This is a genomic window from Morganella morganii, from assembly GCF_041099235.1.
In the GTDB taxonomy this organism is placed as follows: Bacteria; Pseudomonadota; Gammaproteobacteria; order Enterobacterales; family Enterobacteriaceae; genus Morganella; species Morganella morganii_E.
In genome coordinates this window covers 369,378-392,222 of the sequence record NZ_JBFZSO010000001.1, presented here as the reverse complement: position 1 = coordinate 392,222, position 22,845 = coordinate 369,378, and the positions used below count along the sequence as shown (strand labels likewise).

Below are 22,845 nucleotides of genomic sequence, written 5' to 3'. Positions count from 1 at the left end.
ATCAGTCCTTTTGAGATGCGCTTTGTTGCGCAGATTCCTGCAACGCACGCCGGATACGGTGATAACAGGTAAGAAACAGCAGGGCGGTAAAGAGCGCAAACAGCACCGGAAACAGGACGGAGTCAAGGGATGCGGGAAAAACCGCCGCCCACAGACCCAGTGCGCCGAACAAAAAGGCGCGGTCACTTTTTCCGGCAGGGCCGTCATAGCGGCGTGATGCCCCGATAGTTTGTGCCAGTACACCAATAAATTCAGTCAGTACAGAGAGAAACAGGATCAGCAGTATCCAGATGGCGGCTCCCGGGAACAGCAGGACAAACGGGAAGTAAAGAATGGTATCGGATACCACATCACCCAGTTCATTGAGGATCGCGCCGAAGCGGCTTTTCTGGTGATGTTCGCGGGCCAGCATGCCGTCAATGGCGTTCAGCGCCATCCGGATAAACAGTACCGGCGGAAGCAGCAGAAACAGACGCGGATCGGGAAACAGGATCAGGATGAAACCGGTGAGCAGGGAAAGAAACATCGCCGCCAGGGTGACCTGGTTGGCCGTGATCCCGGCATTATACAGGCGGATAACAACAGGGCGCAGTAAGTTCTGAAATTTCGGTTTTAGATCATAAATGGTCATTTTTTTCCCTGATGGCACACAGTCAGTTATCTGTATTATCAATACGTTATTCTGTGATCACCGCAATAAGAGTTTTCTTAAGTTAATACGGTGTGATCACAGGGCTGTGTTGTTACAGGTATGACAATCAGGGGCAGGGAAAGTTTCGGCTGATAACACAAAGCAGGAAAAACCACGTTTTATCCTGCTTTGTCAGCAATCGCAATACCGCCGTGAATACGGCGGTATAACAAGGGTCAGCGCGGTGAATTTACAGAAATATTGTGGCGGATATCCGTCAGACGGTCTGATTTACCTGTTTGTTTGCGGGCATCAAAAACCACATCGTTATTCTGCGCGGTATTGATAATCACCGGCAGTGTTTTGCGGTGAGAATAGAGAGAGGTATTGGTTGAGCTGCAACCCTGACAGACCACACCATTCGGGTTAACAATCAGCAGGCTGGCCTTACCGCCTGCAACGAGGGTATTACCGCGCAGACGGGTTTTATTGTCACCGATCACTTCATTAATAATGGTCTTGGCATTTTCTTTATTATGAATAACCAATCCTTTTTTACCGACATTATAGTCTGAGAAGACATTGTGAGAGATCCCGCGACCATCCGGTGAATTAATGACCAGTACCGGTTTTCCTGATTCATCTTTAAACAGTTTGGTTTGGACTTCCGGGCTGACTACACGGATTTTATCGCCGTTTTTGTAGGTATATTCAGTGCTCCCCGGCCCGGCAACGGTGTGTGCGGAAAATAATGCGGCGGAAATTAATGATAATGCAACTAATGTTTTTTTCATGATTTATTCCTTTAATCATTATGTTAAGTGTAAATAACCAAACGAACTTTAGCACTTGAAATAAATGACGATTTCATAAAAAGAACATGTGCATAAAATAAAGCTGAATTATTAATAAATATAACTATATGCAAGATTGTTATTTTAAAAATGAATCAATCATTATTGATAAGGTCATCATGAGTATCAGCAATGATTGTTCATAGGATATCTTTCGGTGAGTATATGACTGTATTGCTTAATTAACACACCGGAGGTGTTATGTGTTTATCAGAAAAATGAAAAAATTATTTATTATATTATTTTCTGTTTTTCCCTGTTGTCTATATGCATCGGGAATAATTTCATCTGATAACCGATTAAAAGTAAATATCAAAAGAGATGTAACTATTGTTGATATTTCAAAGCCGGATGAAAATGGGTTGTCACATAATCAATACAGTAGATTTAATGTTCCTGAAACTGGTGTGGTATTAAATAACGGAACAAAAGACAGTCAATCTGATCTGGCAGGTAAAATAGAGGGAAACATAAATCTGCGAGGGAGGAGTGCCAGTTTAATTATTAATGAGGTAATCAGTGATGAACCATCTGACTTGTCGGGGGCTATGGAGGTTTCCGGTAATCCGGCATCAGTTATTATCGCTAATCCTAATGGTATTATCTGTGATGGCTGTAATTTTATTAACACGTCAGATATTACACTTGTCGCGGGGAATGTTAATTTTAATCCTGAAAATAAATTTTCATCTCTCAATGTAAGAAATGGGTCAATCACGATAAATAAAAAAGGGATGGATACATATGCACAAAAGAACACTAATCTTATCAGTGCTGATGCAAAAATAAATGGAAAGATAAATGCAAAAAACATTGCCATTATAAATGGCGCAAATAAAATTAATTACCAGGATGGTATTCAGGAATCTATATCCGGTTTTATGGGGAATCAATCATCATCAGTAAATATGACTGAAGGTGGTGGGATTTTGGCTGAAAAAATCCGCATTGTTAATACAAACAGTGATGGCAATGTACAACTAAATAATATTGAGTCTGTTAATAATGGTATAAGTGTAACAGCAAAAAAATCGGTATTATTATCAGGGGATATAACATCAAAAGAAAGAATAAGAGTAATAGCCGACAACATTATTATAAAAGATAAAGCAAAGGTTGCTTCCGGTCGTGATACTACTCTTATATCAAATGATATTTTAAATGCCGGAGAGGTTATATCGAAAGGTAATGTACGTATTTTTTCTGATGTTGTTAATAATCAGGGTCACGAAGCAATTATACAGGCAGAGGAAAATTTATGGATACAAAAAAATCCGGAAGGTGATTTTAGCAAGAGTGTTGTTAATAAATCAGCTTTACTAAAGTCTGAACGTGGTAATTTAATTATAAAAGCGAAGACATTAACTAATGTCAGTAACTCAGAGCCTGTTGAGTTTCTTAAAATTCCGGCGGAATCTACCGAAGTGCGCAGCGTCGGGAATCAGTTGCGTTATTTGCCTATGTGGCGGCGAGATGGGTTGTTGATTGTATATCCGGAATTAAAAAACTTTAAATATGAAAAATGGTTTGATGAAATAGATTTATTATCTAATGACAGTGTTAATGTTGAAAAGTATGCAGTGAGATATAAGAGTGATTATCATCCTGCGCATATAGATTCCGGCAAAAATATATATATAAATGCGAATAATTTTGACAATAATGATTCGTTTTTATCTGCGGGGGAAAATATAGTTTTAACCGGCAAGGATATCAATATTAAAAATCATAGTCTGGGTGTTCTAAAACTATGGGAAAGATATGAACCGGAAGATATTAACAGTGAATGGCTGCGTTTTTCTGTTGAGCCGGATACTATTCCTCCCGGGGTAATGGTTAATGATATTAAAATTCCCTTTCAGAAAAAGGAGCAATTTTATACATGGATTAGCCATGGGGTGGCTGACAGTCCATCTGTAAGTTCAGAAAATCTGATTATAGATTATAGCAATAAAATTAATGTAGAGAGTAAGATTCCTGAAAAACACTATCTGGTAAATGAGATTGTCAGAGATGGTTTTAGTCATCATTTAGCTGCGGAAAATATATTGTTGAATTCTTCATTAATAGATTTGAAGTCAAAAGTAGGTGCAATTAATAACTTAAATGTTCAGGCTAAAGAAAAAATATATTCACGTGAAAGTACATTGGCAGCAGGTAAGTCATTATCATTAACAGCAGATAGTATTGAACTTGAAAATACCAATATAAAGTCCGGTGAACTGTCTCTTATTGCAAAAAAAGGAGACATAATATACTCAACAGGAATCCGGCCTGTATTTACATCTGACATTTCTGCTCTTCCTCTGTTACATGCACCTGGTGGTATTTATGCAGATGCAGGAGGTGATATTACATTCAGGAATATAGCACTTACGTTAAATAGTCATGTGGATTTATCTTCCCGTAAAAATATACGGATTGATTTTGACCCGAAAGCGATATCAGGAATATCGACAAAAAGGACAGATTATGAAATAAAATCATTGTCTGATAAATTTCAGGAATGGACACTTTCAGATTATATCACCCTGAATGCCGGAAGTGATATTGCTATTAACGGTACAGATATCAGCAGCAAAAATGATATAGGTTTTTATTCCGGCGGAAATGTAGATATTACCTTTGATAAAAAATGGGAAGGCCGTAGTGATATCTATGCAAGATATTTAAGGCCTAAAATACGCATTCATTCAGAAAGAAATTTTATTATTAATTCTGCCGGAGATGTAAATCTATTAAATGCAGGCCTGCATGCTGATGAATCTTTATTGTTGTTTTCTGGCGGAAAATTTAATCTGACAGGCATTCCCTATTCAGCAATAAGGTATTCTTATGATGATTACATTGATAATCGCTATGTAAGTTCTTATCTTACCGCAAAGAAAAATATCACATTAGTGGCGGAAGGTGATGTTAATCTGCATGCGGCAATACTCTCCTCTGATGATGATATATATATTCGTAATAGTGGAAATATTCAGTTGGGGTCTGAAAAAATACACTATCGTCAGAAAAGACGTGATTATCTGGAAGATACATATCGCCATGTCAGCACACTGGTAAAAAGCAAAAACAAATTAACACTATTATCTGAGGGCAGTATTTTATTTCAGGGCGCTGAACTTATCTCAGACGAAGTAATGGATATCTCGGCAAAGGGCGGGTATTTATATGCACAGGCAATGGAAGAAACGAGTCATTATGAAGATAAGAAAAAGAAATGTAATCGTTGGACATTCTGTATAACAAAAAAAGAGGTTACAAAGGTAAAACATGAAGTAAAAAATAAAACGACAGAATTTACATCGAAAGAAGATATTAATTTAATCGCCCTGGATGATATCACACTTGAAGCTGCAAAAATTTCAGCAGCTAAAAATGCCAGGCTGAAAAGTATCTCAGGAAAAATTAATTTTAAAGCCATTAACGACTCACTTTATGAGCAAACCATCAGCCATTCAAAGGGTTTTTACATTACCCGCCGGGATCAGGGGCACTCGCTGAGCCGCTGGCGGTTGCCGCAGATTTATTACGGCGGAAATTTATCTGTTGATGCAGCAAAAGGCATAACCGCAGACAGTAAAACTTTCAGCATTCCTGAATTTAAAGAATCCGCAATGATGCTGAGCAGCCATACCGGAACAGGTTGGCTGAAAGAACTGATAACCCGTGATGATGTTCAGTGGAACCGGGTCGCAGATGCCTATCAGCGCTGGGACTATAAAGAGCAGCACCTTAATCCGGTTGCATCGGCTGTTCTGGCTGTCGCCGTCACCGCTGCGACATCGGGCTCCGGGCTGGCCGCATGGGCGGGGAGTACCGCATCTTCCGCAGCCACAGGAACGGCTGCCGCTGTTATTTCCGGAGCCGCGCATTCCGGAATGATAGCACTGACAACACAGGCTGCGGTTGCACTGGCAGAGAATAAAGGTGATTTATCTGAAACATTTAAGTCACTGGGACGCAGTGAAAATGTTAAATCTGTTATTGGTCAGATGGTTGTCGGAGGGGCGTTCAATGGTCTGGATAAATCGATGGGCTGGCAGAACGGAAATCCGGCACAATCGCGGATTCCGTTACTGAGTGACGGAGACTGGCACAAGGTTGCACAACGTGTTTCCGCACAGTCCGTAATCAGCTCAGCGGTGGGCTCAGCAGTATCAGAAACAAGCTTCAGGGAGAACTTTATTACTGCGCTTCTCAGTAACACGGGAAATCAGTTTAGTGCTGAGGGCGCAAAATTAATTGGTGACCACGGTGAAATATTAACGGAACCGGGCAAAGCAATTACGCATGCTGCGGTTGCCGCTGTCAGAGCTGAGCTGACCAACCGGAGTGTCAGGGGAGCGGTTACCGGGGCGCTGGCGGCGTCGGCAGCCGGTATCATATTAGGTGACACTTTAAGCCAGACAGCGCAGGAACATGAACACCAGGCACAACTGGCCCGGATGACAGGTGCTGTTGCCGGATTGATTGCAACAGGTCATATCAACGGGCTGACCACCGCGGCGGATGCTGCTGAGATCGTTGAACGTTATAACCGTCAGTTTCATTTGCAGGAATTAAAAGCGATAGAGGAACTGGCTGACGGTAATCATTTTAAAAAAGAGCGTCTGCTTGCAGCAGGTTGCCGTCTGATCAACTGTACTGTACAGGAATCTGCAAATTCACCGGATAAATTACGTTTTGATGCGTTAATGGCAAAATATCCGGAGACGTATCTTGAAGATAATTTACTGACAAATTACTGGGTGACAAAAGCGGATGACGGCATTCGTTATTATCCCTGGTCAGTTGCACCTGAAAAAGTACAGCTTTTTACTTACAGTGAAACTGAACGACATGATGATATTGATGATTTTGTCCGTAATCAATATGCGGAATATATAACAGATTTTACCGGTCTGAAAAAAGCAACTGCCGAAATTATTATCGACAGTATATTGATGTCATCAGTGAATGGCAGGAGAGGTAATCCTGCCAGAATGCATAAACATATCAGAAAGGTCAGTTATGCAGATTTAAATAAAATCTATACCACCGATAAAAAGGGCAATAAAATCCCGATGGAGTGGTATCAGTCAGGTTCCTCTATCAACCAGCAGGGTATGCCGTTTGAGCATTATATTGGTACACAATTACCGCCAGGCTCAAAACTTCCGGATGGATTCAAAACCTTTGATTATTATGACAGTAAAGATAGAATAGCGATTAGCGTAAAAACTATTAACACTCAAACAGATAGTAGACTAAATAAACCTGATGCCATAAAATATACCATTAATGGCCATGTTAATGAAATAATGAAATTCTCCGAAGACGATAAGGAGGGAGTATCGTTAAAACCTAATATGATAAATAAAAAGATATTACACATTGGCATCCCAGAGAAAACTACGTCAGAGCAATGGAAGTCAATTAGTAGCTCAGTAAAGAATGCAAATGATAAAAATATAGAGATTAAAATAACCATTATAAAAGGTGAATAAATATGAACCAAAATACTGAACAGGGGTTAAATGCCAAAATAGGTTTTAATGGCGATTTTTATCACGTTGATACCATGTCCGGGCATGGTATTTTAATTGTGGATAATTTATTTGAGTCTTGTCTGTTATCAAAAGATACTACGCCGGAAATTCTTGGTTTATGTTTAAAGAAATGCCTGAAACAAAGCCGGATAGTAGATCCGGGAAATTATGATTTCTTTGACTATAAAAAAGTAAAAGAAAGATATGAAGGATGGATTAAAAATATCATCAAATTACGTGGATATAAAAATAAAAAGTCAGTTTTTAAACAAATGAATAAATGCAGTGTAGTACAACTTGATGAATTTATTACAATAAGTCCTCTGAATCACGTTAAACTTGAATCCTGGAGAGGTGATGGTATATCAGAAACTGATTATGTCATTATTCCGGTATCGGCTTCAGATGAAGAGTTGGGTCATGCCGTTATTGAGGCGTTTTCCCGTTGTAAGGGAAGGCAATTCTGAGTTTTTGTCCCCGGCAGTCACCGGGGACAGAAGGCTCAGATAATCTCCAGCACCTGCTCCGGCGGACGGCCGAGGCGGGCTTGTTTACCTTTAATCACCACAGGGCGCTCAATTAGTTTCGGGTGATCATGCATGGCCTGAATCAGTGCTTCCTGATCAGTGACCGCTGCGAGGCCCAGCTCACTGTAAAGTGCTTCTTTGGTGCGCATCAGCTTGCGGGCATCATCAAATTTCAGTTCGCGAAGCACGGTTTTGATTTCCGCTACTGACGGCGGGGTATCCAGATAGAGCATCACTGCCGGAGATACGCCATTTTCTTCCAGCAGCGCCAGAGTTTCACGGCTTTTGGAGCAGCGCGGGTTGTGCCAGATGGTGACAGTATCAGTCATGGTTTCCCTCATTATTTAAATTGTTTGAATTGCAGCTGTAACTGGCGGATCTGGTCAATCCGCGCATCATAACGGGCCTGATCATAACTGCCGGGTTTCGCCTGGCGGGCGGCTTCGGTCAGGCTGCGGATAGCACCGTCAAAGTTGCCCATTAAGTTCTGATATTCCGCCCGGGCGGCCAGTTCATCCGTGCGGCGGCCAGCTTTTCCGCCTGCTTCGGCCAGCAGATCCCAGCCGCTCGGATCGGACGGATGGTCAAAGGTGTAATTGCGCAGAATCTTCGTCGCCTTATCATACTGTTTATTCTGAATATAGGCGTTGCCGAGGTTTATCTGATACACCGAATTCCCCGGCTCCCGTTTCAGGGCATTTTCCAGCCGGGTTACCGCCTGAGAGGTTCTGTTCAGGCCGATATCCACATCTGTCATAACATCGATAAACCAGACATTGTCCGGGTCGGCGGCCAGTAATTTCGTCAGAATTTGTGAGGCCGGCTCATATTTGTTGTCACGGTAAAGCAGAATGGCGCGGGCATAATCTGCCGCCATCTGCTCCTTATTATTGCCTTTGCTGTAGTTCTCAATCATCTGGTCAGTTGCATTGCGAAGAGGCTGTCCGCCGTACATTGCCATTGCCCGGGCGCGCGCCAGCAGGAAATCAAAGGATTGCGGCGGATTTTTACGCGGCATCTGACTGGCGCGGTTACGCGCATCCGCCAGACGGCTGTCCGGCAGGGGGTGAGTCAACAGCATTTCCGGTGGTTTGGAACTGTAGCGGGACATGTCCACCATGATGGTCATAAAGTCCGGCATGCCCTGCGGATCAAACCCGGCGCGGCTCAGTGTACCCATGCCGATGCGGTCTGCTTCCTGCTCGTTGGACTGTGTAAAACTGATCATATTCTGCTGGATCCCGGCCATGGTCGAGGTCATGGCTGCGGCACCGACCGGGGTGCCGGTCATCAGCAGCAGAATAGAGCCGAGTGTTGCAGCCCAGGCCAGCGGTGCTTTGTTCTGCTGATCTTCCATCATCCGCGCGAGGTGGCGCTGGGTGACGTGAGCTATTTCGTGCGCCATGACAGAAGCGAGTTCACTTTCTGTCAGGCTGTAGCGGAACAAAGAGGTGTGCAGCACCACATTGCCGCCGAAGAAAGCAAAGGCGTTAATGTTCGGGTTGGCTATCAGGAAAAAATTAAACGGGGTTTTGACCGAGTCAGCGTTTGAGACCAGGCGCTGGCCGAGGTTATTGATATATTGCAGCAAAACAGGATCATAGACCATCGGGGAGCTGCTGCGGATCATCCGCAGATAAAAATCCCCCATCAGGTTTTCCTGTCCGATACTGAGTGTACCGCCGGCAGTCGTGCCGATTTCAGGTAATGCATCCTCAACCGCAGCCTGTGCGGCAGGCAGCACCGGGAAGGTCAGGGCAAGGCTCAGTAAGACGGCTAACGGTTTTTTCAGAAACGTATTCATAGGATGACGCTTTCCCCGTTGATTATCACTGGTAATAATTCGTGTATCATAGCAAACACTCAAGTAAAATCCTCACACAGTCTGCCCGGTGGGCAGGATTTGTCATATTTTTGCCGCTAATCCCGGGAGCAGAATAATGTTAGATTTGATCATTCAGTGGTACCGACGACGTTTTGCCGATCCGCAGGCAGTTGCTTTGACCGTTATTTTACTGGCGGGTTTCGGAATTATTTATTTTTTCAGCGGTATCTTAGCGCCGCTGCTGGTGGCAATTGTACTGGCGTACCTGCTGGAGTGGCCGATTCATCAGATGGAAAAGCGCGGCTGCTCACGCAAGCTGGCGATTATGCTGATCCTGACGCTGTTTATCGGGGTTAGTGTGCTGGTGATCTTTATCCTCGCGCCGACGGTCTGGGGACAGGGTCGCAATCTGCTGCTGGATATGCCGAATATGTTCAGCCGTTTCAATGAGTTCGCCCGCGAACTGCCGAACCGGTTCCCGGCACTGATGGATGTCGGGCTGATGGATATGATCCTCGATAATGCCCGCAGCAAGCTGCTCTCGGTCGGGGATTCGGTGGTGAAAATGTCGCTGGCGTCGCTGGTGGGATTACTGGCGCTGACGATTTATCTGATTCTGGTGCCGCTGATGGTGTTCTTTTTACTGAAAGATAAAGAACAGCTGCTGCGGGGTTTTCAGCGTGTTCTGCCGCGTAACCGTTCGCTGGCCGGAAAAGTGTGGCTGGAGATGAATCAGCAGATTTCCAACTATATCCGCGGTAAAGTCACTGAGATGATTATTGTCGGTGTTTGTACTTATATCGTCTTCGCGGTGGTCGGTCTGAATTATGCGTTACTGCTGGGTGTGCTGGTGGGGTTGTCAGTCCTTATCCCGTATGTGGGGGCAGTGATTGTGACGGTGCCGGTGGTTCTGGTCGGGCTGTTCCAGTGGGGACTGGATTCGGATTTCTGGACCATGTTTATTGCCTATCTGGTGGTGCAGGGGCTGGACAGCAATATCCTGGTGCCGATCCTCTATTCTGAGGCGGTGAATCTGCATCCGCTGGTCATTATTCTGTCGATCATTATTTTCGGCGGATTGTGGGGATTCTGGGGGATATTTTTCGCGATCCCGCTGGCAACCCTGATTAAAGCCGTGATCCACTCCTGGCCGGAAGAAAAAGTGCCGGATGACAAAATACCGGATAAGAAAATGTCAGGGCAGGCGTAATCTGACACGATAAGAAACACCGGTATGATGCCGGTGTTTTTTTATGTCAGATAACAGCGATAAAAAAACACCATGGTAAGATGGTGTTTATATCAGGGCAGACTGACTAATCAGCTGTGGGCTTTGAGGTATTCAAGCACAACCTGGTCGTGGTCGCTGGTTTTGAATCTATCAAAAACATGCTCGATTTTACCGTCAGCACCGATTAAGAAGCTGATGCGGTGAATACCGTCATAGGTTTTCCCCATAAACTGTTTTTCACCCCAGACACCAAATGCTTCAGCAACCGCGTGGTCTTCATCTGACAGCAGGGTGAAATTCAGTAACTCTTTTTCCGCGAAACGGGACAGTTTTTCGGGTTTGTCTGTACTGATCCCCAGCACTTCAACATTGAACTGTTTCAGTTCATCCATATTGTCGCGCAAACCGCATGCCTGGACAGTACAGCCCGGCGTCATGGCTTTGGGATAAAAATACACCAGCACACGCTGACCGGCATAATCGGCCAGGCTGATCGATTCACCATCCTGGTCGGGAAGGCTGAACAGGGGCGCCTTATCACCGGCGTTCAATGGGCTCATTACACACTCTCCGTAAACGTAATAATAAACACAAACATTAATGATTCATCAGGGTAATAGTGCCTTCGGCCTGTAACTCAGCACAAAGACGGTAAAATTGCTGCTGCAGCACCGCGTTGTTTTCCCCTGTCGGGTGATGCGCGGTGATCTGAATCTCCAGCAGTACTGCGTCTGTATCATCCTCCGGCCGGGTTTTGGACACCAGTTCAGCCAGGGTGTAATCCAGTCTCATAAACAGATTGGTAAAGCGTTCCACCAGCCCGGCGGCATCAGGTACAGTGACCTGTGCACTGACTCCGGTGGTCGCAGCAGGCTGATGCCCGCGCTGTGTCCGTTTCATGACCGTCAGCAGATCAAGTTCCGCCGCCAGTACCGGCAGGGTGGCTTCCAGCATGGCAATGGCATTCCAGCTGCCTGACAGCATCATAATAAACGTGAACTCCTCACCGAAAATCGCCAGACGGCTGTCTTCGATATTACAGTCACACTCTCCGGCATGACGGGTAATCGCATTCACAATCCCTGCGCGATCCCGTCCCAGTGCAGTGATAACCAGATATTGCTGATCGCGTTGCGGCAAACCCACATTCCTCTTCATGACACCGTGAATGTGTTAAACATAAAGAAAGATAAGGCCGATAGCAATAACCTGTTGTGTGCTCTGCGGTAATAATCAAATGATTGCGGCATATCAAATCTGCCGGATACAGACACGCTATCATGTGTTCCGCCGTTTTACCGGTGAAAAAAGCGGACATTATTACTTCTTTTTAAGGTGTGCCGCCGGGTATTAACAAAATTCATTAAAAACGTACAGTTAGGGTGTTTTTTTCTGTGCTCTGAACAAGTACCATTAAAATGTTGTCCTATATTTATCCGATTATGAGGGTTTCGTACATGTCACACATAAATGACGTTTTAAAAGGCAGTATTGTTGCGATGGTTACACCACTGGACACACAGGGTCGTGTTGATAAGGCGGGGCTCCGGAAATTAGTGGATTACCATGTCGCGGCAGGTACGTCCGCCATTGTGGCTGTCGGAACCACCGGGGAGTCCGCCACCCTGTCACATCAGGAACATGTGGATGTGGTAATGGCGACACTGGAGTTTGCGGAAGGCCGTATTCCTGTTATTGCCGGTACCGGCGCTAACGCGACCAACGAAGCCGTCTGGTTTACTGAGCAATTTGAAAACAGCGGCGTGGCGGCATGTCTGACCGTTACCCCGTATTACAACCGTCCGTCACAGGAAGGTCTGTATCAGCACTTTAAAGTGATTTCAGAGAATACCGCATTACCGCAAATTCTGTATAATGTGCCAACGCGCACCGGCTGTGATATGTTACCTGCCACGGTTGCCCGTCTGGCAAAACTGGACAATATTGTGGCAATTAAAGAAGCGACCGGGAACTTAAGCCGTGTAAATGAAATCAAAACCCTGGTGAATGATGAAAACTTCATTCTGCTCAGCGGTGATGACGCGTCAGCACTGGATTTCACTCTCCTGGGCGGCAAAGGTGTGATTTCTGTGACAGCCAACGTGGCTGCGGCAGAGATGGCACAGATGTTTGATCTTGCCCTGTGCGGGGATTTTGACCGTGCGCGTGTGATTAATAATCAACTGATGGACCTGCATCACACATTATTCTGTGAGCCAAGCCCGTCACCGGTAAAATGGGCCTGTCATCAGCTGGGTCTGATCGCAGAGCAGACACTGCGTCTGCCGCTGTTACCGCTCACGGAAGCGGGGCAGAATACGGTCGGCCGTGCCATGAAGACGGCGGGCATACGATAATATTTTAGGGAATCTGAATGGCAACACTACTGCAAAAATCAAAGGTTACGAAGCTCGCTGGTCTTTCCGTGGTTTTATTACTGGCAGCCTGCTCCGGCGATCAGCACTATAAGCGTCAGGTCAGCGGCGATACTTCGTACCTGGATGCGCCGCAGTTACAGGCGCTGAATGTTCCTCAGGGGATGATCCTGCCGTTACAGAGCGGCCAGTATGATATTCCTCAGGTTAAGCAGGATGGTGCGACCGGTCTGGCGCTGGACATCCGTCCGCCGGTACAGACTGTCAGCCTGTTAGCAGGTTCCCGTACTGAAACAGCAGGAGACGCAAGCCGTCTTCTGCTGGAGAATTCAGCGGAAAACAGAACGCTGTGGGCTCAGATTAACCGCGTTCTGGCCGATCGCTCAGTGCCGGTCAGCCAGCGTGATGAAGCCGGTGGCGTGATTGTCACTGACTGGATTGTCTGGCAGCGTGCGGATGAAGATCTGCCGTTACAGTCCCGCCAGCGCATCAAAATTGAACCGGCCGGTTCACAGGTGGCGGTTGTCGTGACCAGTGAAGGTCTGAAGCAGGGCGAAAACCCGGTGACAGACAAAACGGAAATCACCCGTTATAACAACCTGACGCTCAACGAGCTGGTGGACGGCCTTGACCGTATGCGTAATGCCGCGCGCCAGGAAACCAATGCATCACAGTATGCCGCACCGGACGTTCAGAGCGGCAGTGATAAGACCGGTCTGCCGCAGATTATTGTCCGCGCGCCGTTTGATGTGGTCTGGTCCCGTCTGCCGGTTGTGCTGGAAAGCGTCGGCATGAAAGTGGGTGACCGTACCCGTTCGACCGGGAATATTGAAGTGACATACAAAGGGCTGAGTTCTGCAGAGTGGAGCAGCCTGGGTATGGATGATCCGTCAGTGGCCGAAGGTGATTACACCTTACAGGTCGGTGATCTGGATAACCGCAGCAGCCTCCAGTTCATCAGTGCCAAAGGGAAACCGCTGACACAGAAAGAAAATGATGAAATGGTGAAAGCACTGGAAGCGGCATTCAGCAAATCATCTGTAAAATAATATATTCACGCAACATATAAACGCGTAAATATAATTATCGGTACCGGTCATTGTTAATGGCCGGTATTTTTTTATGCCGTTATTATTTTGTAATAAATTGATACACAACCGAATAATTTTTAAGATAAATTCTTATTTTCCTGTCTGTCATATAGCATTATTAGCCACGTTTATACCAGACTCTCCGGTTATATTTAAAAACTTATAATTATTTTGTCGCTATATTCAGCCGCATTGTCTGCTGAATATCAGGCTACCCGGAATTGACAGGGCTGACATGGATTTATCTTCGGATTCTTCACGACCTTTACTGAGCATTGTTGTTGCCGTCTATAACGGGGAAAAATTTCTTCCTCAGTTTTTTGACTGCCTGCTGAAACAAACACTTCCTGCCTGGGAGTTGATCCTCGTTAATGACGGCTCCAAAGATAATACGGATGCTGTACTGCGTGAATGGCAGGATAAATTCCCGTCAGTCACTATTCTGGAACAGGCAAATCAGGGCGTCTCTGTGGCGCGGAATACCGGTTTTGCAGTGGCAAAAGGGCAATACATCACTTTCCCGGACATTGATGATGTGATTCACCCGCAGATGTACGGCCGCCTGCTGGAGATTGCACTTGCCGGAAAACTGGATGTGGCAACCTGCAACGGCACCTATGTTTATGAAGACGGGCGTGAGCCGCGGCCGATTTTCCCGCCGGATCGTCTGCGTTCCACCGGGGTTATTTCCGGACCGGACTGGCTGAAAAGGGCGCTCAACTCCCGTAAGTTCCTGCATGTGACCTGGCTGAACCTGTACCGCACTGATTTCCTGCGTGAGCAGGGCTATTATTTTGAGCCCGGGCTGCACCATCAGGATATTCCGTGGACAACCGAACTGCTGATGACCGCAGCACGGGTGGAATATATTGATGAACGTTATTACGATTATCTGATCCATTCCGAATCGGTTTCGCATACGCCGCCTGATGACAAAATCCGGGTGCGGACAGTCCATAATTACATGAAAATTCTGGAAATGCTTAACGATATCAATCAGCGCCATGCGGATATCGCGAAGCAGATCCCGGCTTGTTACTGGCAGATTTCCAAAGAAGGACTGGGGATCCTGCACACCATCAGTGAGATAGAATCGCCGGAGGTGAAACAGGAGATTGTGCGTGAGCTGTTTGATCGCGGGATCTGGTCGCTCATCTGGGATAACGCCAAAGATTTGCGGCTGCGCTGGCGGCTGGCCCGCCGTTATCCGCGTCTGAAAGCAATTCTGAAAGACGCTGCGGAGAATATAGCAACACCGGTCTGATACCTGTTATATCATGATTATCTGAAAAAACGGACTTCCCCTGCGCGGGCTGTAACCGGGATTATCACTGAGTATAAATAAGGTGTGCGGAGTTACGCCGTACACCGGCCATGTTTTCTGTCTGTATCTTTTCTTACGCAAACGATTGCTTATTGCCTCGTTCTGAGGGAGAATATTGCGCGTCAGGCGATACGCCTATTATTAATCCTGTCTGGAGAGTGCAAGATGCAAAAACATGCTGAACTGTATCGTGGGAAAGCCAAAACGGTCTACACCACGGATAATCCCGATCTGCTGATTCTGGAATTTCGTAATGATACATCAGCACTGGATGGTGAGCGCATCGAGCAGTTTGACCGCAAGGGCATGGTCAATAATAAATTCAATCACTTTATCATGGGCAAATTGGAAGCCGCCGGTATCCCGACTCAGATGGAACGTCTGTTATCCGATACCGAAATTCTGGTGAAAAAACTGGATATGGTGCCGGTGGAGTGTGTCATCCGCAACCGCGCTGCCGGTTCGCTGGTGAAGCGTCTGGGTGTGGAAGAGGGGATGGTGCTGAATCCGCCAATCTTCGACCTGTTCCTGAAAAATGACGCCAAACATGACCCGATGATCAATGAATCCTACTGCGAAACCTTCGGCTGGGTCAGCCGGGAAAACCTCGCGGAAATGAAACGCCTGAGTTATATCGCCAATGACGTGTTATCCCGCTTGTTTGATGATGCCGGTCTGATTCTGGTGGATTTCAAACTGGAATTCGGTCTGTATAAAGGTCAGGTTGTACTCGGTGATGAGTTCTCACCGGACGGCAGCCGTCTGTGGGATAAAGAAACGCTGGATAAAATGGATAAAGACCGCTTCCGTCAGAGCCTGGGCGGCCTGATTGAAGCCTATGAGGAAGTGGCACGCCGTCTGGGTGTGAAACTGGATTAATCATTGACTCAATGAATGCATTGCCGGTGATAACAGAACCCGCTTATCACCGGCGTTAAGCTGATTTATTACTCCCCTGAAAGAAAGAAGCATTTTTCCTCACTTCATTTTCTCTGTACTATGTGGTTATCCGACTATTATCCGATAAGCAGAGAATCATCATGCGTTGGCAAGGGCGTCGCCAGAGCGACAATATTGAAGACCGCCGCAGTGCGGGGGGCAGAATTCCGGGCGGATCCGCAGGCGGGCCGCGTATTCCGCTGCCGCGTGGCAAGGCCGGACTGGTTGTGGTCGTTATCGTGGTCGTGGCCGGTTTTTACGGTATTGACCTGACCGGCCTGGTTACCGGTGACCCGGTTAATATCGGGCAGACCACCTCACAGCAGCGTCCGGCACAGAGCAGTGCACAGGAACAGAAACAGGCGGAATTCACCGGCGTGATGCTGGCGGAAACCGAAGCGGTCTGGGGACAAAAATTCGCACAGATGAACCGGCAGTACCGCGAGCCGAAACTGGTGCTGTACCGCGGAGCCACTCCGACCGGTTGTGGTGCGGGGCAGGCGGTGATGGGGCCGTTTTATTGTCCGGCTGATCAGAAAGTCTATATCGACCTCTCTTTCTATGATGACATGCGCACCAAATTAGGGGCGGGCGGGGATTTCGCGCAGGGATATGTAGTCGCTCATGAAGTGGGACACCATGTTCAGCATCTGCTCGGTATTGATCGTCAGGTACGTGAACGTCAGCAGCGCAGCAGCCAGAAAGAGGCAAACCGCCTGTCAGTGAAAATGGAATTACAGGCTGACTGTTTTGCCGGGATCTGGGGTCACGAGATGGAAAAAGCCGGGATCCTCGAAAACGGTGATCTGGAAAATGCCCTGAATGCGGCGCAGGCTATCGGTGATGATCGCCTGCAAAAACAGAGTCAGGGACGGGTTATCCCGGACAGTTTCACACACGGAACATCCGCACAGCGTTATGAGTGGTTCAAACGCGGTTTTGACAGCGGTAATATTGCGCAATGTGACACATTTTCCGCACTGAAATAAGCCTTTCTGCCGGTTTTTCCTGCAAAACCGGCAGAGTTTGATTATCATCGTATAACGGCATACTATTGGCGGCTTTCATTCCCCCCGACACGCAGGATCTGCTATGAGTAATATTGACCCGACCCTGATTATCCTCCTGGTCTTAGCCGGGCTCGGGCTTATCAGTAATAACATGACGGTAACCCTGGCTATTCTTTTTCTGCTGGCTGTGCGCATCACGCCGCTCAACGGCTATTTCCCGTTTGTGGAAAAATATGGCCTGAAGCTGGGGATCCTCATTCTGACCGTTGGCGTGATGGCACCGATTGCCAGCGGAAAAATCAGTGCTAATGACGTTTTAGGCTCCTTTCTGAACTGGAAATCCCTGCTGGCGATAGCGATTGGCATACTGGTGTCCTGGCTTGGCAGCCGGGGCGTCACACTGATGAGTAACCAGCCATCCACGGTTGCCGGCTTACTGGTGGGTACCATTATCGGTGTTGCACTGTTCAGAGGGGTACCGGTCGGACCGCTGATTGCGGCAGGGATCCTGTCGCTGCTTGTCGGTAAGATGTAGCGGTTTTCTATGTTACCCGCACTGTTTCACGTCTGCACAGAACAGCTCCGCATACAGGGTATCCGCCGTCTGTGGGTACTGAGCGGCAGCGACGACTGGTGTGAATCGCGGCTGCGGGAAATCAGAGACGCAGCGCCCGGCGACTGGCCGGTGATTTCCGCTCTGCTGCCCGGCGGCATCGCGGCGGAAAAAGCCCGTCTGTTGTTGGGACAGGAGTTCCGCCACGGTGTGTTTGATGCCCGGCGCGGGCTTCACAGCGAAGCACTGGCTATGCTGACAGGCACATTGCAGGCAGGCAGCTGGCTGATCCTGCTGCTGCCGCCGGAATCACAGTGGCAGACCCGGCCGGATGAGGACAGCCTGCGCTGGAATGACGGCGGGCAGATGATCCCCGCGCCGCATTTTATGCGCCACTTCGCCCGTACACTTATCCATCCTGCTCATCTCTGCCGCTATGAAGACCGGCCATTTGATATGACACTGCTGCCGCCGCAAAACGGGTGGCAGCCCCCGGACGGCACCCCGACCCCTGCGCAGCAGCAGATACTGGCACAGCTCCGCCGTGCGGAAAGCGGTATTTTCTGTCTGACCGCGGCCAGAGGAAGGGGCAAATCCGCCGTGGCCGGTCTGTTCCTGGCAGAAGCGCCGGGCCGTCATTTATTATGCGCCCCGGCAAAAGCCACGGTCACGGTGATACAACGCTATCTTCATGATTCACAACAAACGGAATTTATCGCCCCGGATAATTTACTGACGCTGGCAGAAACGGCGGATGTCAGCGCTTACGGCTGGCTGGTGATTGACGAAGCGGCTATGATCCCGCTGCCGCTGCTTACCCGTTTTACGGCGGTATTTCCCCGGGTGCTGCTGCTGACCACTGTTCAGGGTTATGAAGGCACCGGACGGGGTTTTTTACTGAAATTCTGTCACTCACTGCCGCAGTTTACCCCACTGACGCTGACGCAGCCGGTACGCTGGGCAGAGCATGACCCGGCAGAAGCCTGGCTGAATGAGGCACTGCTGCTCACCGAACCGGCAGAGAAAATTACACCGGCGGGTGAGTGTGAATATCAGTCTGTAACACAGCAGGCGTTATGTGATGACCCGGATTTACTGTCCGGGTTTTACGGCCTGCTGACGGCGGCACATTACCGGACGTCCCCGCTGGATTTACGGCGGCTGGCCGATGCACCCGGACAGCATTTCGCGTTATTCAGCCACCGGCAGCAGGTGACAGCGGCCCTCTGGCTGACAGACGAGGGCGGCTTACCGCCGGCACTGACACAGTCCGTCTGGGCGGGTACGCGGCGGCCGCGCGGAAACCTGCTGGCACAGTCGCTGGCGGCGCACAGTTACTTCCCGCAGGCGGCACAACTACACTCACGCCGTATCAGTCGTATTGCCGTACATGCGGGTTACCGGCGCAATGCGCTGGGACGTCAGTTATTACAGCGGGCGGCTGAGGCGGCAAAAAACAGCGGTATAGACTATCTGTCAGTCAGCTTCGGCTACACCCCGGAACTGGCTGCATTCTGGACATCCTGCGGCTTTCGTTTTGTCCGCACGGGCACCCACACGGAAGCAGGCAGCGGATGTTACACCGCGATGCTGCTGCTGCCGCTGACCCCGGCCGGACAGGCACTGACGGATGCAGCAGAACAGCAGTTTGCCCGCGACTGCGCGGTTTTTTCCCGGATATGGGGATTTGCGCCGGTACCGCCGGCGCAGGCAGAATCACTCAATGAACGGGAATGGCGGATGCTGGCCGGGTTTGCGTATGCTGCCAAACCACAGGCGGTGGCAGAGCCGGCACTGGTACTTCTGCAAAGGGAATATCCGGTACAGACAGCAGAGTTATCACAGTTGCTGTCCGGTAAACCGGAGATACTGAAAGCGCGGCATATCAGCGGGAAAAAGGCATTACTTAGTGCGCTGAGGCTGGAAACGGCAGTGATATTACAGACACTGCGCCCGAAGTGGGCGCAGCAGACAGCAGAAGAAATCAGGGCTTTTTAGATTTATTATCCGGCCAGTCATCCTCATCATCCCACTGCGCGTTATTATCACGGTGAGGCGGCAGTTCCCTGCGGTTCTGCAGATATTTTTTGTGATCCACGCGTTTGAGATCTTTAATGGCGTTCAGGATCACGCCGACAAACAGCACCAGGATGACCCACCAGTAGTCTGCTAACCAATGCATTGTTGTTACCTTTTTTGTCTGTATCGCCAGTATACTGCCCGGCATCCGGTAAACGTAAGATTATCACACTCACTCTGCACTGAATAACATTTCTTAATTTTATCCCTGATATCTGTCCGGTTCATTTTGCTGCACGGGTAACAGTAAAAAAGCCCATGGAAAACGGGTAAATAAAGGCAAAATGAACATTAAAATGTTTCCCAGCCATCATCTGAATTATCTGCCGGTTTTTTGGGAACAGATTGTTGCAGCGGCGCTATAATGCTGGTTTTCGCAGCGGTCTTCTGCTCTCCGGCCTGTATCTGAAATACGGATACTGCCCGCGTCAGCCTGCCCGCCTGTTCTTCAAGAGATGTGGCAGCCGCTGCTGATTGTTCAACTAATGCTGCATTTTGCTGAGTTACCCGGTCCATTTCTGTCACTGCCACGCCAATCTGGTTAATTCCCCGGCTTTGCTCATCCGATGCGGAGGCAATCTCGCTCATAATATCTGTCACTTTGGTGACGGCACTGACAATTTCATTCATCGTCCCCCCGGCACGTTCAACCAGTACAGAACCGGCATCCACGTTGCCGGCAGAATTCTCAATCAGTGTTTTGATTTCAAGGGCAGCCTGTGCGCTGCGCTGGGCAAGACTACGGACCTCACCGGCCACGACTGCAAACCCCCGGCCCTGTTCACCCGCTCTGGCTGCTTCCACCGCAGCATTCAGCGCCAGAATATTTGTCTGAAATGCAATACTGTCGATTACACTGATGATATCCGCAATTTTTTTCGAGCTGTCGCCGATACCACGCATGGTATCCACGACATCATTAACCACCTTACCACCGCGCTCTGCTATCCCGGAGGCTGTCAGTGCCAGAAGACTGGCCTGACGGGCATTATCAGCATTCTGACGGACGCTGGCTGTCAGCTCCTCCATACTGGCTGCGGTTTCTTCGAGAGAAGCGGCCTGCTGCTTTGTACGGGCAGATAAATCATTATTACCGGCTGCGATTTCACCGGCACCGCTGTAAATGGTATTTGCACCATTACGGACATCACCAACAGTTTTTGAAAGCTCGTGCTGCATGTCGCGTAATGTTTCAGCGAGTTTTTTGATTTCATAACTCCCTGTAACATTAATCGGTCTTACCAGATCACCTTTTGCTATATGCTGAATACTCTCCAGAAAGTGATTCATCGGTAAAATAAGTAAGCGACGAATACCAACCCAGACCAAAACAATAGTAATGCAGATACCGGAAAGCAGTAATATTGTTATCCATACTGTCAATTTTTCATTGTCACTACTATTTTGAATAAGTTTTTGATAATGATTCTCATCTGCCGCATAGTAATCCTCATATAACTTTCCGAATGCATTTTGATAGTCACCGGTGGGGTGGTTATCAAAATTATCCAGCATGTTGTTTCGTAAATAATTAACTAACTCAAGCTGAGCGTTGTAATATTCATTGAAGGCAGATTCCATGTTTCTTTCGATTTCGGTGCCGGTTTTTGTTGGTGTTGATTTGAATTTCAACCAATCCGATTCTGTTTTCTTTATCTGTTCTTCAGCATAATCCAGTCGTTTGTTTTTTTGTGCGTCATTTTCATAAACACGTTTCATCAGCCCTTTGGATATAATGTTAAGTAATGATCTGTTTTCTAAAAACCCAATCCATACCTTGTCAAGAGCATAGTTTTTTTTCGATTGAACGGTTATCGTATTATTTATTTCATTCTGTGAGTTTATAAATCGGAAAAAATAAAATGATGATATAAATTGAATCACAAGAAATACTATTAAAATTATAAGGATGCCTGTTGATATCTTTACTTTTTCTGACATATCGCTACCTTTTGTTAACATTCTGACTGTATTGAGCGGCAATGGGATAAGTTTTATGGCTGAAGGTAATTAAAGCGGATATTCACTACGGATATCTACACTAAAAACAGGGGTAATTTTTATTGAAATGAACAGAGGGAATGAAAAATTAGCGAAAGTAAAAAATAATATTACAATGCAGGGTTTCATCAGGAATATGAAATAAAAATCCGGGGGGGGTCTTTGTGAATAAAAGCCGGTAATTACCGGCTTTTATATGAACACAGTCATCCGATATGACAGGATCACTATCAATATAAATGACTGATAAATTATGAGGGAAGTCAGACTCAACCCCCCGTGACTGAGCCGGGTTAAAAGCCGATGCCCGTACCGATTCCCACAGAAGCGCCTTCAGAACCTCCGGATGCGCCAACACCGACTCCGGCACAGCCTGACAGAAGAATAACAGTAATAAAGCAGAATATTTTCAGCATATGGCCTCTGCATATAAATGGTCCGGATAATCAGGATAGTATACCGGATGCACAAAAAAAAAGCTCTCTGCACCCGCAGAGAGCCGAAAAAAAAGCCAAAATAACCAATTGGTACCACGCGGCAGACAATAACAGTTGCGGGTTAAACGATACTGTAACGGATTCACAAACAGACAGCATGTTATCGTGTTATTCACTCTCAATTGGCCCGGGCAGGTGTATTTCACTGACTTTTTATGATGCCGTTGTCTGGTCTTACCTCTATCTTTCTGCTTTATATCAGAAATCATGAACCACCCGGCCTGATAACCCGGCTCCGCAGTACAATGAGGCGGTTTGATCTTTATTTTTCACTGTAATAGAGTCTGGATATCTGCGTTTTTCCGTTTTCTGTTAATGTATATTTCCTTGGTTTGTTATTGTTATTTCAGTAAAAAATGTCGTCAGACAGATAA

General features: G+C 47.3%; 18 protein-coding genes. 10 read left to right on the top strand and 8 right to left on the bottom strand.

Going from position 1 to position 22,845, the window contains the following annotated elements; genetic code table 11:
- Window position 1: 1 nt before the first annotated feature.
- On the bottom strand, window positions 2-631 hold the full coding sequence (locus tag AB7038_RS02010) for a CDP-alcohol phosphatidyltransferase family protein (RefSeq protein ID WP_369452657.1): 630 nt from the start codon (window positions 629-631) through the stop codon (window positions 2-4).
- 236 nt (window positions 632-867) lie between these two features.
- Window positions 868-1,425 (bottom strand): two-partner secretion domain-containing protein, encoded by a 558-nt coding sequence (locus tag AB7038_RS02005; protein WP_369452656.1) that lies wholly within the window; start codon window positions 1,423-1,425, stop codon window positions 868-870.
- A 263-nt stretch (window positions 1,426-1,688) separates the two neighbouring features.
- On the opposite strand from AB7038_RS02005, the gene AB7038_RS02000 reads away from it, so the two are divergent.
- Both AB7038_RS02000 and AB7038_RS01995 read left to right on the top strand, forming a co-directional pair.
- Entirely contained in the window at window positions 1,689-6,977 is a 5,289-nt protein-coding gene (locus AB7038_RS02000; RefSeq protein WP_369452655.1) for a DUF637 domain-containing protein, read from the top strand.
- 2 nt (window positions 6,978-6,979) lie between these two features.
- On the top strand, window positions 6,980-7,486 hold the full coding sequence (locus tag AB7038_RS01995) for a contact-dependent growth inhibition system immunity protein (protein ID WP_369452654.1): 507 nt from the start codon (window positions 6,980-6,982) through the stop codon (window positions 7,484-7,486).
- Window positions 7,487-7,521: 35 nt separating this feature from the next.
- On the opposite strand, the gene arsC is transcribed toward AB7038_RS01995, so the two are convergent.
- A complete protein-coding gene (gene arsC / locus AB7038_RS01990; RefSeq protein ID WP_262859360.1) occupies window positions 7,522-7,875 on the bottom strand; it encodes an arsenate reductase (glutaredoxin) in 354 nt (117 codons plus the stop codon).
- A gap of 11 nt (window positions 7,876-7,886) precedes the next feature.
- On the bottom strand, window positions 7,887-9,350 hold the full coding sequence (locus AB7038_RS01985) for a M48 family metalloprotease (RefSeq protein ID WP_368889184.1): 1,464 nt from the start codon (window positions 9,348-9,350) through the stop codon (window positions 7,887-7,889).
- A gap of 136 nt (window positions 9,351-9,486) precedes the next feature.
- Between AB7038_RS01985 and AB7038_RS01980 the strand changes: the two genes are divergently transcribed.
- Window positions 9,487-10,581, top strand: coding sequence for an AI-2E family transporter (locus AB7038_RS01980; RefSeq protein ID WP_108656858.1), 1,095 nt, complete (start codon window positions 9,487-9,489; stop codon window positions 10,579-10,581).
- A 110-nt stretch (window positions 10,582-10,691) separates the two neighbouring features.
- Here the strand turns inward: AB7038_RS01980 and bcp are convergent, their stop codons facing one another.
- Together bcp and AB7038_RS01970 are read right to left on the bottom strand one after the other, a co-directional pair.
- A complete protein-coding gene (gene bcp, locus AB7038_RS01975; RefSeq protein WP_368889186.1) occupies window positions 10,692-11,162 on the bottom strand; it encodes a thioredoxin-dependent thiol peroxidase in 471 nt (156 codons plus the stop codon).
- Window positions 11,163-11,199: 37 nt separating this feature from the next.
- Window positions 11,200-11,742 carry an ACT domain-containing protein gene (locus AB7038_RS01970; protein WP_004235282.1) on the bottom strand — a complete coding sequence of 181 codons (543 nt, stop codon included), beginning with the start codon at window positions 11,740-11,742 and terminating at the stop codon, window positions 11,200-11,202.
- Window positions 11,743-12,059: 317 nt separating this feature from the next.
- Here AB7038_RS01970 and dapA point away from each other — a divergent pair, with 317 nt between their 5' ends.
- The 7 genes from dapA to AB7038_RS01935 all read left to right on the top strand — a co-directional run bounded on the left by dapA (window position 12,060) and on the right by AB7038_RS01935 (window position 19,892).
- Window positions 12,060-12,959, top strand: a complete 900-nt coding sequence (gene dapA, locus AB7038_RS01965; RefSeq protein WP_369452653.1) for a 4-hydroxy-tetrahydrodipicolinate synthase — start codon at window positions 12,060-12,062, stop codon at window positions 12,957-12,959.
- A gap of 17 nt (window positions 12,960-12,976) precedes the next feature.
- A complete protein-coding gene (bamC, locus tag AB7038_RS01960) occupies window positions 12,977-14,026 on the top strand; it encodes an outer membrane protein assembly factor BamC (RefSeq protein WP_024473295.1) in 1,050 nt (349 codons plus the stop codon).
- Between the two features lie 277 nt (window positions 14,027-14,303).
- Window positions 14,304-15,332: a glycosyltransferase gene (locus AB7038_RS01955; RefSeq protein ID WP_368889188.1), complete on the top strand. Its 1,029-nt coding sequence runs from the start codon at window positions 14,304-14,306 to the stop codon at window positions 15,330-15,332.
- A gap of 225 nt (window positions 15,333-15,557) precedes the next feature.
- A complete protein-coding gene (purC, locus tag AB7038_RS01950; RefSeq protein ID WP_004235306.1) occupies window positions 15,558-16,271 on the top strand; it encodes a phosphoribosylaminoimidazolesuccinocarboxamide synthase in 714 nt (237 codons plus the stop codon).
- Between the two features lie 161 nt (window positions 16,272-16,432).
- The gene (gene ypfJ / locus AB7038_RS01945) at window positions 16,433-17,320 is read left to right on the top strand and encodes a KPN_02809 family neutral zinc metallopeptidase (RefSeq protein ID WP_108656861.1); all 888 of its coding nucleotides are present in this window, start codon (window positions 16,433-16,435) and stop codon (window positions 17,318-17,320) included.
- A 103-nt stretch (window positions 17,321-17,423) separates the two neighbouring features.
- Window positions 17,424-17,876, top strand: a complete 453-nt coding sequence (locus AB7038_RS01940) for a DUF441 domain-containing protein (protein ID WP_025154808.1) — start codon at window positions 17,424-17,426, stop codon at window positions 17,874-17,876.
- A gap of 9 nt (window positions 17,877-17,885) precedes the next feature.
- Window positions 17,886-19,892, top strand: coding sequence for a tRNA(Met) cytidine acetyltransferase TmcA (locus AB7038_RS01935; protein WP_369452652.1), 2,007 nt, complete (start codon window positions 17,886-17,888; stop codon window positions 19,890-19,892).
- Here the strand turns inward: AB7038_RS01935 and AB7038_RS01930 are convergent.
- Both AB7038_RS01930 and AB7038_RS01925 read right to left on the bottom strand, forming a co-directional pair.
- Window positions 19,879-20,076, bottom strand: a complete 198-nt coding sequence (locus tag AB7038_RS01930) for a YpfN family protein (protein ID WP_004239956.1) — start codon at window positions 20,074-20,076, stop codon at window positions 19,879-19,881. The genes AB7038_RS01935 and AB7038_RS01930 overlap by 14 nt on opposite strands.
- Before the next feature lie 188 nt (window positions 20,077-20,264).
- Window positions 20,265-21,914 (bottom strand): methyl-accepting chemotaxis protein, encoded by a 1,650-nt coding sequence (locus tag AB7038_RS01925; protein WP_369452651.1) that lies wholly within the window; start codon window positions 21,912-21,914, stop codon window positions 20,265-20,267.
- Window positions 21,915-22,845: the final 931 nt, after the last annotated feature.

What these genes read in the sequence shown, in the direction of transcription:
- arsC (WP_262859360.1), bottom strand. Translation starts at nt 7,875, where the DNA reads ATGACTGATACTGTCACCATCTGGCACAACCCGCGCTGCTCCAAAAGC.
- AB7038_RS01930 (WP_004239956.1), bottom strand. Translation starts at nt 20,076, where the DNA reads ATGCATTGGTTAGCAGACTACTGGTGGGTCATCCTGGTGCTGTTTGTC.
- AB7038_RS01940 (WP_025154808.1), top strand. Translation starts at nt 17,424, where the DNA reads ATGAGTAATATTGACCCGACCCTGATTATCCTCCTGGTCTTAGCCGGG.
- AB7038_RS01935 (WP_369452652.1), top strand. Translation starts at nt 17,886, where the DNA reads ATGTTACCCGCACTGTTTCACGTCTGCACAGAACAGCTCCGCATACAG.
- AB7038_RS02010 (WP_369452657.1), bottom strand. Translation starts at nt 631, where the DNA reads ATGACCATTTATGATCTAAAACCGAAATTTCAGAACTTACTGCGCCCT.
- bcp (WP_368889186.1), bottom strand. Translation starts at nt 11,162, where the DNA reads ATGAGCCCATTGAACGCCGGTGATAAGGCGCCCCTGTTCAGCCTTCCC.
- AB7038_RS01985 (WP_368889184.1), bottom strand. Translation starts at nt 9,350, where the DNA reads ATGAATACGTTTCTGAAAAAACCGTTAGCCGTCTTACTGAGCCTTGCC.
- AB7038_RS01995 (WP_369452654.1), top strand. Translation starts at nt 6,980, where the DNA reads ATGAACCAAAATACTGAACAGGGGTTAAATGCCAAAATAGGTTTTAAT.
- AB7038_RS01925 (WP_369452651.1), bottom strand. Translation starts at nt 21,914, where the DNA reads ATGTCAGAAAAAGTAAAGATATCAACAGGCATCCTTATAATTTTAATA.
- AB7038_RS01980 (WP_108656858.1), top strand. Translation starts at nt 9,487, where the DNA reads ATGTTAGATTTGATCATTCAGTGGTACCGACGACGTTTTGCCGATCCG.
- AB7038_RS02005 (WP_369452656.1), bottom strand. Translation starts at nt 1,425, where the DNA reads ATGAAAAAAACATTAGTTGCATTATCATTAATTTCCGCCGCATTATTT.
- purC (WP_004235306.1), top strand. Translation starts at nt 15,558, where the DNA reads ATGCAAAAACATGCTGAACTGTATCGTGGGAAAGCCAAAACGGTCTAC.
- bamC (WP_024473295.1), top strand. Translation starts at nt 12,977, where the DNA reads ATGGCAACACTACTGCAAAAATCAAAGGTTACGAAGCTCGCTGGTCTT.
- ypfJ (WP_108656861.1), top strand. Translation starts at nt 16,433, where the DNA reads ATGCGTTGGCAAGGGCGTCGCCAGAGCGACAATATTGAAGACCGCCGC.
- AB7038_RS01955 (WP_368889188.1), top strand. Translation starts at nt 14,304, where the DNA reads ATGGATTTATCTTCGGATTCTTCACGACCTTTACTGAGCATTGTTGTT.
- dapA (WP_369452653.1), top strand. Translation starts at nt 12,060, where the DNA reads ATGTCACACATAAATGACGTTTTAAAAGGCAGTATTGTTGCGATGGTT.